The 13,383-nt window shown below is 70.8% G+C and carries 14 protein-coding genes; 9 read left to right on the forward strand and 5 right to left on the reverse strand.

Annotation, left to right across the window (positions count from 1 at the left end; genetic code table 11):
- The coding region (locus tag ACWCQK_RS40505; RefSeq protein ID WP_451164054.1) for an IS110 family transposase at nt 1–410 on the reverse strand (410 nt) is incomplete at its 3' end.
- 131 nt (nt 411–541) lie between these two features.
- Here ACWCQK_RS40505 and ACWCQK_RS40510 point away from each other — a divergent pair.
- Nucleotides 542–1,714, forward strand: coding sequence for a zinc ribbon domain-containing protein (locus ACWCQK_RS40510; protein ID WP_451164056.1), 1,173 nt, complete (start codon nt 542–544; stop codon nt 1,712–1,714).
- Here the strand turns inward: ACWCQK_RS40510 and ACWCQK_RS40515 are convergent.
- The gene (locus ACWCQK_RS40515) at nt 1,704–2,015 is read right to left on the reverse strand and encodes a hypothetical protein (RefSeq protein ID WP_451164058.1); all 312 of its coding nucleotides are present in this window, start codon (nt 2,013–2,015) and stop codon (nt 1,704–1,706) included. The two genes, ACWCQK_RS40510 and ACWCQK_RS40515, sit on opposite strands and share 11 nt — an antisense overlap.
- 206 nt (nt 2,016–2,221) lie before the next feature.
- Nucleotides 2,222–2,368: a hypothetical protein gene (locus ACWCQK_RS40520; protein ID WP_451164060.1), complete on the reverse strand. Its 147-nt coding sequence runs from the start codon at nt 2,366–2,368 to the stop codon at nt 2,222–2,224.
- Between the two features lie 284 nt (nt 2,369–2,652).
- On the opposite strand from ACWCQK_RS40520, the gene fdhA reads away from it, so the two are divergent.
- The 7 genes from fdhA to ACWCQK_RS40555 all read left to right on the forward strand — a co-directional run bounded on the left by fdhA (nt 2,653) and on the right by ACWCQK_RS40555 (nt 9,763).
- Complete coding sequence (fdhA, locus tag ACWCQK_RS40525) at nt 2,653–3,885, forward strand: formaldehyde dehydrogenase, glutathione-independent (RefSeq protein WP_451164062.1); 1,233 nt, start codon at nt 2,653–2,655, stop codon at nt 3,883–3,885.
- Between the two features lie 274 nt (nt 3,886–4,159).
- Nucleotides 4,160–4,795 carry a PASTA domain-containing protein gene (locus ACWCQK_RS40530; RefSeq protein WP_451164064.1) on the forward strand — a complete coding sequence of 212 codons (636 nt, stop codon included), beginning with the start codon at nt 4,160–4,162 and terminating at the stop codon, nt 4,793–4,795.
- A 146-nt stretch (nt 4,796–4,941) separates the two neighbouring features.
- Nucleotides 4,942–5,964 (forward strand): LysR family transcriptional regulator, encoded by a 1,023-nt coding sequence (locus ACWCQK_RS40535; RefSeq protein WP_451164066.1) that lies wholly within the window; start codon nt 4,942–4,944, stop codon nt 5,962–5,964.
- 69 nt (nt 5,965–6,033) lie between these two features.
- Complete coding sequence (locus ACWCQK_RS40540; protein ID WP_451164068.1) at nt 6,034–7,032, forward strand: DMT family transporter; 999 nt, start codon at nt 6,034–6,036, stop codon at nt 7,030–7,032.
- 104 nt (nt 7,033–7,136) lie between these two features.
- Nucleotides 7,137–7,634 (forward strand): winged helix-turn-helix transcriptional regulator, encoded by a 498-nt coding sequence (locus ACWCQK_RS40545; protein ID WP_451164070.1) that lies wholly within the window; start codon nt 7,137–7,139, stop codon nt 7,632–7,634.
- A 450-nt stretch (nt 7,635–8,084) separates the two neighbouring features.
- Nucleotides 8,085–8,627, forward strand: coding sequence for a hypothetical protein (locus ACWCQK_RS40550; RefSeq protein ID WP_451164072.1), 543 nt, complete (start codon nt 8,085–8,087; stop codon nt 8,625–8,627).
- Between the two features lie 203 nt (nt 8,628–8,830).
- The gene (locus tag ACWCQK_RS40555) at nt 8,831–9,763 is read left to right on the forward strand and encodes an EamA family transporter (protein WP_451164074.1); all 933 of its coding nucleotides are present in this window, start codon (nt 8,831–8,833) and stop codon (nt 9,761–9,763) included.
- A gap of 103 nt (nt 9,764–9,866) precedes the next feature.
- Here ACWCQK_RS40555 and ACWCQK_RS40560 read toward each other — a convergent pair whose 3' ends face one another.
- The gene (locus ACWCQK_RS40560; protein ID WP_451164076.1) at nt 9,867–11,339 is read right to left on the reverse strand and encodes an MFS transporter; all 1,473 of its coding nucleotides are present in this window, start codon (nt 11,337–11,339) and stop codon (nt 9,867–9,869) included.
- 246 nt (nt 11,340–11,585) lie between these two features.
- On the opposite strand from ACWCQK_RS40560, the gene ACWCQK_RS40565 reads away from it, so the two are divergent.
- Nucleotides 11,586–12,080 (forward strand): hypothetical protein, encoded by a 495-nt coding sequence (locus ACWCQK_RS40565; RefSeq protein ID WP_451164078.1) that lies wholly within the window; start codon nt 11,586–11,588, stop codon nt 12,078–12,080.
- A gap of 154 nt (nt 12,081–12,234) precedes the next feature.
- Here ACWCQK_RS40565 and ACWCQK_RS40570 read toward each other — a convergent pair whose 3' ends face one another.
- Nucleotides 12,235–13,275, reverse strand: coding sequence for a LacI family DNA-binding transcriptional regulator (locus tag ACWCQK_RS40570; RefSeq protein WP_451164080.1), 1,041 nt, complete (start codon nt 13,273–13,275; stop codon nt 12,235–12,237).
- Nucleotides 13,276–13,383 lie beyond the last annotated feature (108 nt).

The raw sequence follows: 13,383 nt of genomic DNA on the forward strand, positions 1-13,383 counted from the left end.
CCCAGCAGAGCCCGCAGCAGCCGGGCGTGGTGGTCCTCGAACTGCCCGGTCAGGGCCTCGATGAGGGTGGCCTTCTTCCTGGCCAGGCTGCCCTTGGCGAGGTCGGCGAGGGCGCGGGGGGTGCGTTCGCCGGCGACCAGAGCATTGAGCATGGCCCGGCCCGACACGCCGAAGAGGTCCGAGACGACGTCGGAGAGTTTGATCTGCGCGTCCTGGAGGGCCTTGTCCACCCGGTGCTTGTGCCGGGTGCGTTCCTGGACGAACACGGTGCGGGTCCGGGTGAAATCCCGCAACTGCCGGACGGCCTTCGGCGGGACGAACGAGGCCCGGACCATGCCGCGCTCGGCGAGCTTGGCCAGCCAGACCGCATCCAGCTTGTCGGTCTTCGGGCGCCCGAGGACGTTCTTCACATCGCGCGCGTTGACGAGCCAGCAGTCCAGTCCGCGGGCCTCCAGCAGGTCCCGATGCCTGGCACAAGGTCGACCTCGTCCGTCGCCGTGACACGTCCGCGCCTGGCGGGTGGGCCTACGAAGCACACCTGATGGTCCTCACCGGCGGATATGCGTCCCTCGTCACCCGCGGCCGCCGGGAAGTCGCCGCCGGCCTGGACCGGGTCGGAGGCATCGACGGGAACGTCAGCAACCTGTCCGTCGTCTCCTTCCCGAGCACGTACGACCCCGCCGACGGCGCCATACAGACCAGCCGGGTCGAACTCACCGACGCCGAACGCGCGACGCTCGAGAAGACCCGGCGGAAAGAACGCGGGCGCAAACGTGCGCTCGACCGGTCCCGCCGGGCCACCAACCCCGCCCGGTACACGCCGTCGAAACGACAGCAGGCCAGAGCCGAACGCCGTACGGCAGCAGGACTGCCCGCCCACACCGACCCGGTGCCCGGCGGCGCCCGGAACGCAAACAGAACCGGTGTGCCGCGGAAGGCGTACCGGCGCGATGATCTGTCGGCCGACTACCGGCTCCACCGCGCCCGCATCGTGGAAGCCGCTGCGACCGCGCCCGCGGCAAAAAACCACCGCGCCCGCCGGATCGCCGAACAGATCGTGAGCACCCACGGCACGCGCCTCACCGTCGAGGACTGCGTCATCCGCGCCTGGTACCGGCTGTGGGGCAAAGCCCTCCAAGCGACCACGCCAGGCCGGCTCATCACCGCGATCAGCCGCGAATGCGAGAAGACCAGCGGACGACTGCTGCGCGCGTCGACGTTCGCGACGAAACTGTCGCAGACCTGCCTCTGCGGCGCCCAGGTCAGAAAGACGCTCTCCGAACGAGTCCACCGCTGCACGGCCTGCGGCCTCACAGCCGACCGGGACATGGTCTCCGCCGCCCTCGCCGCACACGTCCACCTCACCGACCCCGACAAGCCCAGCACCACGGAACTGGACAAAGTCCAGGCCCGCACCACACAACTGCTTTCCTCACCAGGGCTGCAAGAAGCCCTGTCGAGTCAACCGCAGCGCGGTGCCCGCCCCACCCGGGGCCGCACCCACGCGGCAGCCTCTACCCCCGGACCCTCGGGACAACAGGCCTCTGCTCGACGCAACACCACCGACCGGTACCGGCCCACCCCGAATGAGACCCGACCCGCAACCCTGCGGCACAAGGCCCACGTCGGAACAGCCGCCCCAGTAGGGAACACCCCGCCTCGTGGCGGCACACTCGAACTGGAACTGGAAGGACGGCATCCCATCACGGGGTGACTCTTGGAGGCTGTTGGCCAGGTCCATCCATCCCCATCCCGTCCAACGCCGACATGGCACCGAGGGCGACGCCCGTGGCGGGCGTCGCCGAGCCGTCGTTGGAGCCGACGGTGTTGTCACGGCCCGCGTCGAAGATGTCATCCTGCGCGAACTGGGCGTCTTTGCCGCCCACGATGAAGACGTAGTAGGTGTCGCCGTCGGCGGGCGCGGCCAGTGCCGGGGAGGCGGCGACGGACAGGGTACCGGCGGCGGCCAGAACGGTCAGGGCGGCAAGGGCACAGGTACGGACGGTTCGCTTCACGATGTCGCCTTTCACGAGGGGGGCAGGGATCACGCCCAGAACGTAGGCGCCGTCGCGACGCGTCGGCGTCCGACACACAGGGCGTCACGGCCGATGACCCCGTATGCGGCAACGACCGGCTGACACCGTGTGACGGGAAGGGCGCCGAGTACTTCCGCGGGCCGCCGCGCGCACAGCCCGTCGCGAACGACCGTCGCTCCTTGAACTCACCCGGTGGTGGCCGCGACAGGGCGGTACAGCATGTCCGCCGGGGCGAAGTGGTCCTCGCCGTCGAGCAGTTCGAGCCGGACCGGGGAGCCGCCGGGGTTGTCGAACAGCCGGATACCGCGGCACCCGTCACGGCGTCCACACACCGTGGTGGCCGGTCACTCTCCGGACACGGAACACGCTCCGATGGCGGGATCGCCAGGACGCCGATACGATCACCGGCCCCCCGGCGGACCGGGCTCGTCGTCGAAGAGGTGCGGGGCGAACGACGGCGTACGCTGGAAGTTGATGGTCATGACGGCCACCCTCGGACGGCGCGAGAAAGACGACGCGCGGAGGGTGGCCGGAACGCGCGGCCGGTAGCAGACTCTGCCCTGCGCACAGCCGCTGGCATCCGAAGACACGGGGGCCGAAGGGACGGCGATCACGCATGAGCGGTAGCGGCAACCAGGCAGTGGCGTATCTCAAGCCGGGTGCGGTTGAGGTCAGGACCATCGACTATCCGACGCTCGAACTGCAGGACGGCCCGGGAGTGGCACCCGCGAACATCGGCCGTAAGTGCCGGCACGGGGTCATCCTCAAGATACTCGCCACCAACATATGTGGCAGCGACCAGCACATGGTGCGGGGGCGTACGACCGCGCCGGAGGGGCTGGTCCTCGGACACGAGATCACCGGAGAGGTGGTGGAGCGGGGCCCGGACGTCGAGTTCATCGAGGTCGGGGACATCGCCTCCGTACCGTTCAACATCGCCTGCGGGCGATGCCGCAACTGCAAGGAACGCAAGACGGGCATCTGCCTGAACGTGAACCCGGCCCGGCCGGGCGCGGCGTACGGCTACGTCGACATGGGCGGCTGGGTCGGCGGTCAGGCCGAGTACGTCATGATCCCGTACGCGGACTTCAACCTGCTGAAGTTCCCGGACCCCGACCAGGCGCGCGAGAAGCTCCTGGACCTGACCATGCTGTCGGACATCTTCCCGACCGGCTTCCACGGCGCGGTCACCGCGGGGGCCGGCGTCGGCTCCACGGTGTACGTGGCCGGAGCGGGCCCGGTGGGCCTGGCCGCGGCGGCGTCGGCGCAGCTCCTGGGCGCGGCCGTCGTCATCGTCGGTGACCTCAACCCCGAACGCCTCGCCCAGGCACGGAGCTTCGGCTGCGAGACGGTCGACGTGTCGCGCGGCGACGTGGGCGAGCAGATCGCGGAACTCCTGGGAGAACCCGAGGTCGACGCGGCCGTCGACGCGGTCGGCTTCGAGGCGCGCGCACACGGCCCGGACGCCCAAGAGGCGCCCGCGACCGTCCTCAACTCGCTGATGACCATCACCCGCGCGGGAGGTGCCCTCGGCATCCCCGGCCTGTACGTCACGGACGACCCCGGCGGGATCGACGACGACGCCCGGAGCGGCACGCTGAAGGTGCGGCTCGGACTGGGCTGGGCGAAGAGCCACGCCTTCACCACGGGGCAGTGCCCGGTGATGCGCTACCACCGGGGTCTGATGAACGCGATCCTGCACGACCGGGTCCACATCGCCAAGGCGGTGAACGCGACCGTGATCAGCCTGGACGAGGCGCCGCGCGGCTACGCCGAGTTCGACCAGGGCGCCAGCCGCAAGTACGTCATCAATCCGCACGGGGCGCTGGACGGCGTACAGCCCGTCTGACCGACCCCTCCGTACGGCCCCGCGCGAGGGCCGCTGAACTCCGGGCCCGGCACACCGGCTCCCCCTGTCGAAGCGACGACCTGGGACGGTGTCACCGGGCCCGAAGGTGCGTCGGGGACGCGCCCGGCAGAGCCTCCGGCGACGACGGCAACGGCGACGGCACCGGGATGGGTGCCGTGGACGGTGACGGTCACGGCTTCGTGACGGCGTCCACGCTGCGCCGGCCCGCGGTCTAGCGTGTTCCGCCTGAACCGGTATCACTCGGGGGGAACCCATGCGTACCCGCATCATCAGCGTCGTACTGGCCTGTACCGCCGTCGGCGCCCTTGCCGCCTGTCAGCCCGCCGACGACACCGGGTCCAGCGGTGGCGCGTCGGCGTCGGGAAACTCGGCGACGGGGGGCCAGGACGGTAAGCCGACCGCGCGCGAGAAGGCGTCGGTGCCGGACTTCGTCGGCATGGGCCTGCAGTCCGCGCAGGATGCGGCGCAGGAGCAGGGCTTCTCCTCCCTGACCTCACATGACGCGCTCGGCCGGGACCGCAACCAGATCCTCGACCGGGACTGGAAGGTGTGCTCCCAGAACGTGAAGGCCGGTACGTCCGCCGCGGTGGACACGGAACTGGACTTCGGGGCGGTGAAGTTGGCCGAGACCTGCCCGAAGAGGGATCAAAAGGCACCGTCGGTGGCGGGCGGCAGGATGCCTGACTTCGCGGGCAGGTCGGTGAAGGCGGCTCGCGGCGCACTGGACGCGGGCACGTCGGTCTCGGTCAAGGACGCGTCGGCGGACGACCGTTGGGTGTTGGTCGAGTCGAACTGGCAGGTGTGCACCCAGTCCCCCGCGCCGGGCACGGCACTCGACGGTCAGCCGGTCACGTTCACCGCGGTCAAGTTCGGGGAGTCCTGCCCTTAGCGGACCTTGACGAGTTCCGCGTGGGCGACCGGCGCGTACGCGCCCGGTGGCCGTCGCGCCCGCGGGAGGACACCCGGCCTCACGGGCGGCGCCACCATGGCTGAGCTATGCTTTATCGTTCAGCCGCATCGCGTAAGGATGTCTTCATGCTCGATGTGAGACGACTCCGGGTCCTGCAGTACCTGGCCACCCACGGTACGGTCGCCGCCGCGGCACAGGCGCTGTATCTCAGCGCCCCGGCCGTCTCCCAGCAACTCGCGGCGCTGGAACGCGAAGTGGGCATGCCCGTCGTGGAGAAGCGGGGGCGCACCCTGCGTCTGACTCCCGTCGGCGAGCTGCTGGTGTCCCACGCCGAGATCGTGCTGAGCGACCTGGCCGCCGCGGAGTCCGATCTGGAGGCCCTGCGGGGAGGCGGTCGCGGCACGGTCCGTGTCGCCGCCTTCTCCTCCGCCGCACGCGCGCTGATCGCGCCCGTCTGGGCACGCATCCTCGCCGCCGGGGAGGAGACCGGCGCCGCGCCGGCGCTGGAACTCGTCGAGCAGGAGCCCGATCACGCTCTGGAGTCACTGCGCCGCCGGGAGGTGGATCTGGCGGTCGTCCATGGGTACACGATCCTGCCCCGCGACTTTCCCACGGGTTGCGAGCAGACCACGCTTCTCGACGAGCCCGTCCTGCTCGCACTGCACCCTGATCACGCCGCCCGCAGGGGAATCGCGCCGGGCGAGACCGTCGACCTGGCACGGCTGTCCGACAGCCCCTGGCTCACACCCGGCCCGGGAACCTCCTGCTACGAGATGATCCAGCGCGCGTGCGGGGCGGCCGGGTTCGTCCCCGCCATCCGCTCGCGCAGCAGCGACTTCTCGGTACTCGCAGCCCTGGTCGCGGCGGGGGCGGGCGCGGCCCTCCTGCCTCGTATGACCGTCCCGGACTCGACCCCGGGGCCGATCAGCCTGCATCCCCTCCTCCACCCCGTGACCCGCACCGTCTACACCGTCAACCGCACCGGCACATCCCGGCGCCCCGATCTCGTCCACCTGACAGAACTCCTGCGCGAGGCGGCAGCCGGCATGGTGGCCGACGCGGTGGCTGCCGAACAGCGGCACGAAGCCTCCGGTGGCGTGACGACAGGACCGGCGGGGGCGCGGCGGGACCCGGCAGGGCATCATTAAGTCACCCTTCCCATTGCCACAAGAACAAGTAACTGGACCTTTTCATTCGATGGGCGCACCGTAGCGGGTGTGAACACACGCATCGGCACCCGCAGCTTCCTCGCCCTCTCAGGCGTCGTGGTGCTCTGGGCCTCGGCGTTCCCCGCCATCCGCGTCGGGGTCGACGGCCTGGGCGTGGCGGCGCTGTCCTTGACCCGGCTGTGCGTCGCCGCCGCAGCCCTGTTGTTCATCGCGCCTTTCCTGGGCGTCCGGCGTCCCCGGCCACGCGATCTGCCGTTGATCGCCCTCGCCGGCGCCACCGGCATGACGGCCTACCAGGTGCTGCTGAACTGGGGCGAGGTCCACGTCCCGGCGGGCACCGCCAGCATGCTGATCGCCATAGCGCCGGTCTTCAGCATCCTGCTGGGCAGGGTGTTCCTGTCGGAGCCGGTGACGCGCCGGGTGGTCGCCGGAAGCGGCGTCGCCATCGGCGGCTGTGCGCTTGTCGCGCTCGGCGGGGGTTCCACGGCGCTGTCCACCGGCGCACTCGTGGTGCTGGCCGCCGCCGTCGTGCAGGGTGCCTACCACTGCGTCTCCAAGCCTCTGCTGCGCCGCTACAGCGGCCTGGAGGTCGCCACGTACGCGATGACGGCGGGCACTGTTCTCGCCCTGCCGCTGCTTCCGGCGACACTGCGCGCCCTCGCCGCCGCCCCGCCCGAAGCACTCGCCTCCGCGGCCTATCTCGGCCTGCTGCCCTCCGCGGTGGGATTCGTTCTCTGGGGCTACGCCGTGGCCCAGCTGCCGCTCACCGTCTCCACCGCCGCGCTGTACCTGGTGCCGCCTGTCGCGATCGTCGTCTCCTTCGTGTGGCTGTCCGAGATACCGCGGCTCCTCGAAGTGGTGGGCGGCGTCGTCATCATCGGCGGGGTGGTGCTGATCAACCGCCGCTCCCCCGCCGCACCCCGCGAGGCCCGCTCCCTCCCGGCCGGGCCCGCGACGCGGCACCCGTCGGAGCCCTCCGCCAGGTCCGTCGTGGAGCCCGGCGTCCAGTGCTCCCGGGGCGCCGGTCCATCCATCCCTCAGTCGTAGCCGTAGCCGCAGCCGTAACCGCAGGCAGTGTCGAACGCCACACCAGCCGACCTACCACGGCAATCGTGCTTTAGAATTGCAAGTGACTTGCACAGGGAGGCACGGTGAAGCATCGAGATCTCGGCACGTCCGCGTGCCCCATCGACCGGTCCCTGTACGAGGTCGGCGACACCTGGACACTCCAGATCCTGCGTGACGCCATGCACGGCATCACCCGGTTCACCGACTTCAGCAATCACATCGGCCTCGCCACCAACGTTCTCACCGCACGACTCCAGAAGCTGGTGTCCGTCGGGATCTTCGAGGTCCATGAGTCGGCGCTCGGCAACTCGCGGGACTACGTCCTCACCGAGAAGGGGCGCGACTTCCACATCGTCCTCGCGGCACTGCGCCAGTGGGGGCAGAAGCATCTCTTCGAGGACGACGAACCGGTCCACCGTGTCGTCGACGCCCGCACCGGCCGGCAACCCTCGCCGCTGACGCTCACCGCCGAGGACGGCAGGGAACTCACCCCCGACGACGTCCTGATCGTCCGGTCACGCGCCGCCGATCCCATCGAATCCGCCACACCCGTCGACACCCCCCGCCGCCGTACGGCGTGACATCACCCGCCGTCCCGCTCGCGGCGCGGCACTCAGTGGGCGGGCGGTCGCCTCGTCCCGCACGCTCCGGAGCTCGCTCTGCCCGGTCGTCGGCACCGGCGTACGGTGAATCCATGGCCGGGGACGACTCATCGGGCACACGACCCGCCGTTAGACCGGATGCCAGCGTGCGGATGCGCGCCGGCTTCGTTCCGCCGGAGGATCCATACCATGCGGACACCCACTGATACCCCGTCCTCCTCCCGTCCGGCGCGGCGCGGCGGTGCGCGTCATGCCATATCCGCGGCTGTCGCCTCAGGCGTTCTGCTGGCGGCATTCACCGCGTGCGGTGACATGACGGAGCGGACCAGTCCGGGCGGGGCACCGGGAAACAACAACCCCGGGGCGTCCGGCTCTCCTCTCAAGGGCGGTCCACGTCTTCCGGGCGTCGGCGACCGGATGTGGCGGAAGGTGCCGGACAGCACCCGCCAGGCGGTGGTCGTCTACGGCGATCGCCGCGACTCACCCGACAGCCTCGTCGTGCTCTACGAGAAGCAGGGCACCGCCTGGAAGAAGAAGGGCAGTTGGCCCGCGCACAACGGCAGGATGGGCTGGACGACGGACCATGAGCTGGAGGACGAGCGCAGTCCCGTCGGCGTGTTCAGCCTGACCGACGCCGGAGGGTCGCTCGAGGATCCGGGCAGCCGGCTGCGGTACTGGTACGACGACAACGCCTACGCGGCCACGCTGAACCCGGAAGAAGCCCACGCTCATGACTTCGACTACGTCATAGCCATCAACTACAACCGGCTCAAGGGCGTTCCGCCCTTCGACTGGACCCGGCCGGAGGGAGTGGAGAAGGGTGGCGGGATATGGCTCCACCTGGACCACGGTGACGGCACGTCGGCCTGTGTCACCGTTCCGGAGTCCGGCATGAAGACCCTGCTGCGCACCCTCGATCCGGCCGACCACCCCGTCGTGGTGATGGGAGACCGGGAACGCCTCAAGGCCTGATGCCCGAAGGGCGATGAGGCCGGGTACTCAGGCGGACGAGAGGCCTACGGTCGTCGCCCACCCGCGGCTCGTGGCGGGTGGGCGCGATCGTGGTGGTGCCGGAGACGGTGCGGTCGGCGCGGCTCCGTGGTCGTACCCGGCGAGCCTGACGGCGGGCGAACCGGCTTTTCACAGGGCGCCGAACGGCCCGTAGCGTCAAGGTCATGACCGATCTGCGCTCGACCGACACCTCCTCCCGTGTCCCGCACCGCGACCCCGTCACCGATGCGCGGGGCAGCGGGCGGGCGGGGGCGGTCGGTCTGGTGATCGGCGGTGTGTTCGCCCAGCAGTTCGGCGCCGCGGTGGCGAGCCTGCTGTTTCCCCGCGCGGGGGCGGCCGGGGTGGTGTCGTTGCGCCTGACGCTCTCGGCCGTGGTGCTCCTGGCCGTGTGCCGACCCGTGGTCCGTGGCCACCGGCGGTCGGACTGGGCCGTCGTCATGGCCTTCGGTGTGGCGCTGGCCGGGATGAACACGCTGTTCTACCAAGCGATCGCCCGGATCCCGCTGGGCGCCGCCGTCACCTTGGAAGTACTGGGCCCGTTGGTGCTGTCGGTGGTGACGGCGCGGCGCAAGAGCGGCTGGCTGTGGGCGGCACTGGCACTGACGGGTGTGGCGCTGCTGGGCCGGGGCGGTCTCGACGGACTCAACCTCACGGGCAGCGCCTTCGCCCTGGGCGCGGCGGCCATGTGGGCCGCGTACATCGTGCTCTCCGCCCGTACCGGCAGCCGTTTCCCCAAGGCCGACGGGCTCGCGCTCGCCATGGGTGTCGGCGCGTTGGTGAGCCTGCCCGCGGGGGTGCTCGCCGCGGGGAGCGCGCTGGTCCAGCCGGTGTCCCTGGGCCTGGGTGCCGCCGTGGCGCTGCTGTCGTCCGTGTTTCCCTACACCTTGGAACTGCTGGCCCTGCGGCGGCTCCACAAGGCCACCTTCGCCGTTCTCATGAGCTTGGCCCCCGCGGTCGCCGCGACGGCCGGGTTTCTCGTCCTGGACCAGGATCTCGCGGCGCCGGAGATCCTGGCCATCCTCCTCGTGGTGACCGCCAGCGCCGGCGCCGTACGCGCCTCGACGAACCCGGCACCGACCGGACGCCGGGACGCGTGATCGGGGGCCCCGGAGCGGGCCAGATGATCGGGAAGGGGCGGGAAAGATCAGGAAGAGACGGAAAGGGGCCCGCGGCGGTGGAGACGACGGGTGGTCGGCCGGGTCACGGCGGGGACACGCGAGGCGCGACCGCGGCGACCTGGGCGCCGGACAGTTCATCGAGGGAACGGCCGCGCGTCTCGACCCGGAAGGCGAAGGTGATCACGAAGCCCAGGGCGCAGATGACGGCCACCCCGTACAGCAGCGCGCTTTCCCCGACGTCGGCCAGCAGGACGGGGAAGAGGAAGGTTCCCAGGGCGGCACCGAGTTTTCCGCACCCGGCGGCGAAGCCGTGGCCCGCCGTGCGCATCTCGGACGGGAAGACCTCGGCGGGCAACGTGAAGGTGGTGGCGTTGGGCCCGAGGTTCATGAACGTGTTGAACAGCGCGAAGCCGATGGCGACCATGCCGAGGTGCGCGCCGGCGCCTCCCGGGAGCTGATCGGCCACGGCCAGCACACACAGCGCCAAGGCCATGACGGCGAATCCGGTCAGCTGGAGAGGTACCCGCCCGACCCGGTCCACCAGCAGGATCGCCAACGCGAAACCGATGGCCAGGAAGATGTCCAGCAGGGCCGTGCCAGTGGTGGAGGCGATGTCGTCGGCGATGAACGTGGTGTTCGCACCGGCCAGTGACAGCCCCGCCAGCAGGGTCGGGGTGAAGATCCCGACCCCATAGGTGGCGATGTCCATCAGGAACCACGGCACCGCGGCGAAGATGGTGCGCTTGCGCCAGCGCGGGGAGAACAGTCGCGGCTGGATGAACGCCCGCAGCCCCTCGGGCGGCGACTCCATCCGTGCCCGGTCGGCGTCGGTCACCACGACAGGAGCGCCGACCAGTGCCTGACCGACTTCGCGGGCCTCCTGGTCGCGCCCGTTCTGGGCGAGCCAGCGAGGGCTCTCCGGCACCCTGCGGCGCAGCCAGATGATGACCAGCGCCGGCACCGCACCGAACCCCAGCAGGATCCGCCAGGAGCCGGGGTGCGGCCAGATCTCGAGGATCACCACTCCGGCCACCGCCCCGAGCAGGATGCCCGCCGCCTGGAGGCTGAACGCGGCCACCAGCCACCGGCCGCGGTTCTTGGCAGGCAGGATCTCCGCCAGGTAGCTCGCGGCGATCGGATAGTCCAGGCCCACCGCGATACCGAGCACGAAGCGGAACGCCATCAGCGACCAGATGTCCCACGCGACCGCGCACAGCAGGGAGAAGACGACGAACATCCACAGGTCGACCCGGAAGATGCGGCGCCGCCCGACGCGGTCGCCGAGCGGGCCGAGGAGCGCGGCGCCGAAGACCGATCCCACGATGGCTGCCGCCGAGAGCAGGCCCTTCTGAGCCGCGCTCACCTGGAAGTCGTGGGCGACCAGCGGATTGGCGACGCCGATGACGAAGAAGTCGAAGCCGTCGAGCATGACGCCCAGTCCGGCGAGCAGCCAGAACAGGACGTGCAGGCGTGACATACCGGCCCCGTCGAGCGCTTCGCCCAACGGCCGGACCTTGTCGGGGTGACTCGTCGTGCCGGTGGTCTCGGTGGTCATGGTCCTCACCAGGCCGGGGCGCGCGAAAGGGCAGTTGGACACCATCGTCCGACGGATCGCGTCCCGTACGCGGCCCCGGGCCCGCCGACACCTCGATCGCACCTGAACAGCCCAGCCCACCCATCGCGCCCCCGCCTCCGGTCGTACCCTGCGACGTGCCCGCCGGAGTGAGACCATCGAGGGGTGCCGGCACCGTAGGTCCGAGACGGGAACCCGTCCGTCGCGGGACTGACTGGAGGGCGATCCATGCTGCCCCTGAAACGGCCACTGCTCTACGGCGTCGCGGCGGGAGCCGCGGGCTGTACCGCGCTCGACATCGTCAGCTACGCCGACATGGCGGTCCGGGCCAGGCCGGCCAGCAGTACGCCTGAGACGACTCTGCGCAGGCTGGCGGCGAGGCTGCACGTGCGGATACCCGGCGAGGGCGAGGCGCTGGCCCATCGGATCGCGGGCCTCGCTCCCATGACCGGGTTCGCCGCCGGGCTGGGTATGGGCGGAGTGCTCGGTGTCGCCCGTGCGGCCGGGTGGAACCCGCCGCTGCCGTGTCAGTACCTCGTCGCCACCGTCGGGGCTCTGATCGGCACCAATGGGCCGATGACGGTGCTGGGCGTGACAGATCCCCGGACCTGGGGACTCTCGGGCTGGGTCTCGGACATCGTCCCGCATGTGGCGTACGCGGTGGTGACGGTGGGTGTCCTCGACAGGATGCTCGGACCGGTGGTGCGCACGCCTCGCCGCTGACGTGACGTGACGTTCGAGACCGGCGTACTCCGCTGACTCGCGACCGTTCCAGACGCGTCTCCACCGACTCGCGACAGACCGGTGTCTCCACCCACTCACGACCGTTCCAGACCGGCCTGCTGCACCGGACTCGCGACCCTTCGGGACCGGTGAGCTACGCCGACTCGCGCACCACCAGTTCCGGGTCGAAGACGACCGACGTCGCGTCGGTGCGCAGGCCGTGGATGTGTTCGTCGAGCAGACGGGCCATCCGTGCGGCCATCTCCTCGACGGGCTGGCGGACGGTGGTCAGCCGAGGCCGGCAGGTGACCGCGACGCTGGAGTCGTCGAAGCCGACGACGGCGACGTCCTCGGGCACCCGCTGCCCGCGCTCCCGCAGCAACTGACAGACGCCCTGCGCCATCAGGTCGTTGGCCGCGAACACCGCGTCCACGTCGGGATGCCGGGCCAGCAGGTCGGACATGGCGGCGATTCCGCTGTCCAGGGTGAAGCCGCCCTCGGCGACCGGCACGTAGGGGTGACCGTGCCGGGCGAGCGTGTCGCGGAAACCGGCCAGCCGCTCCTGGCTCGCCGACACGTCCAAGGGGCCGCAGACCGTGGCGGGCCGATGGTGGCCGCGGGCGAGCAGGTGTTCGGCGGCGAGGCGTCCGCCGTGCCAGTGGGCCAGGTCGACGTAGCTGAGCGGCACCGGGCGCGAGGGACGGGCGAAGAGCACCGCGGGGAGCCCGGCGTCGGCGAGCAGCGCGGGCAGCGGGTCGTCGGCGTGGCTGGAGACCACGAGCGCGCCGTCGGCACGGCCTTGGCGCAGATAGGTCAGCACCTCCTCGCGGGCCGCGGGGGACTCGGCGAACATCAGCACCGGGTGTATGGAGCGGGGGCGCAGGAAACCGACGACTCCACCGACCACCCGTCCGAAGAAGGGGTCCGCGAACACCCGGGCGGCGAAGGCGTCCTGGCCCGCGTCCGAGGTGTCCCCGGCCCCGGAGACCACCAGGGCGACGGTCTCGGCGCGCCGGGTCACCAGGGAACGGGCCGCCCGGTTGGGGGCGTAGCCCATCCGCTCGATGGCCTGGCGGACCATTTCCTGTATGGCCGGGTCCACGTTCCGGACGCCGTTGACGACTCGGGACACGGCCGCCCGGGAGACGCCGGCCTCGCGGGCGACGTCCTCCAGCGTCGGGGCCTGTCTGCTCATGCCCACGCCCTAATAGTAGGACTCCGTTAGGTCTGTCTGGTTCTTGGTGTCGAACGTGTTCTGGCGGGGAGGGGCTGGTCGCAGGTGGTGCAGCTGCCGGTCCAGCAG

The organism is Streptomyces sp. NPDC002306 (assembly GCF_053593435.1).

Coding starts and splice junctions, on each gene's coding strand:
- ACWCQK_RS40570 (WP_451164080.1), bottom strand. CDS start 13,275: ATGAGCAGACAGGCCCCGACGCTGGAGGACGTCGCCCGCGAGGCCGGC.
- fdhA (WP_451164062.1), top strand. CDS start 2,653: ATGAGCGGTAGCGGCAACCAGGCAGTGGCGTATCTCAAGCCGGGTGCG.
- ACWCQK_RS40530 (WP_451164064.1), top strand. CDS start 4,160: ATGCGTACCCGCATCATCAGCGTCGTACTGGCCTGTACCGCCGTCGGC.
- ACWCQK_RS40565 (WP_451164078.1), top strand. CDS start 11,586: ATGCTGCCCCTGAAACGGCCACTGCTCTACGGCGTCGCGGCGGGAGCC.
- ACWCQK_RS40510 (WP_451164056.1), top strand. CDS start 542: ATGGTCCTCACCGGCGGATATGCGTCCCTCGTCACCCGCGGCCGCCGG.
- ACWCQK_RS40535 (WP_451164066.1), top strand. CDS start 4,942: ATGCTCGATGTGAGACGACTCCGGGTCCTGCAGTACCTGGCCACCCAC.
- ACWCQK_RS40560 (WP_451164076.1), bottom strand. CDS start 11,339: ATGACCACCGAGACCACCGGCACGACGAGTCACCCCGACAAGGTCCGG.
- ACWCQK_RS40555 (WP_451164074.1), top strand. CDS start 8,831: ATGACCGATCTGCGCTCGACCGACACCTCCTCCCGTGTCCCGCACCGC.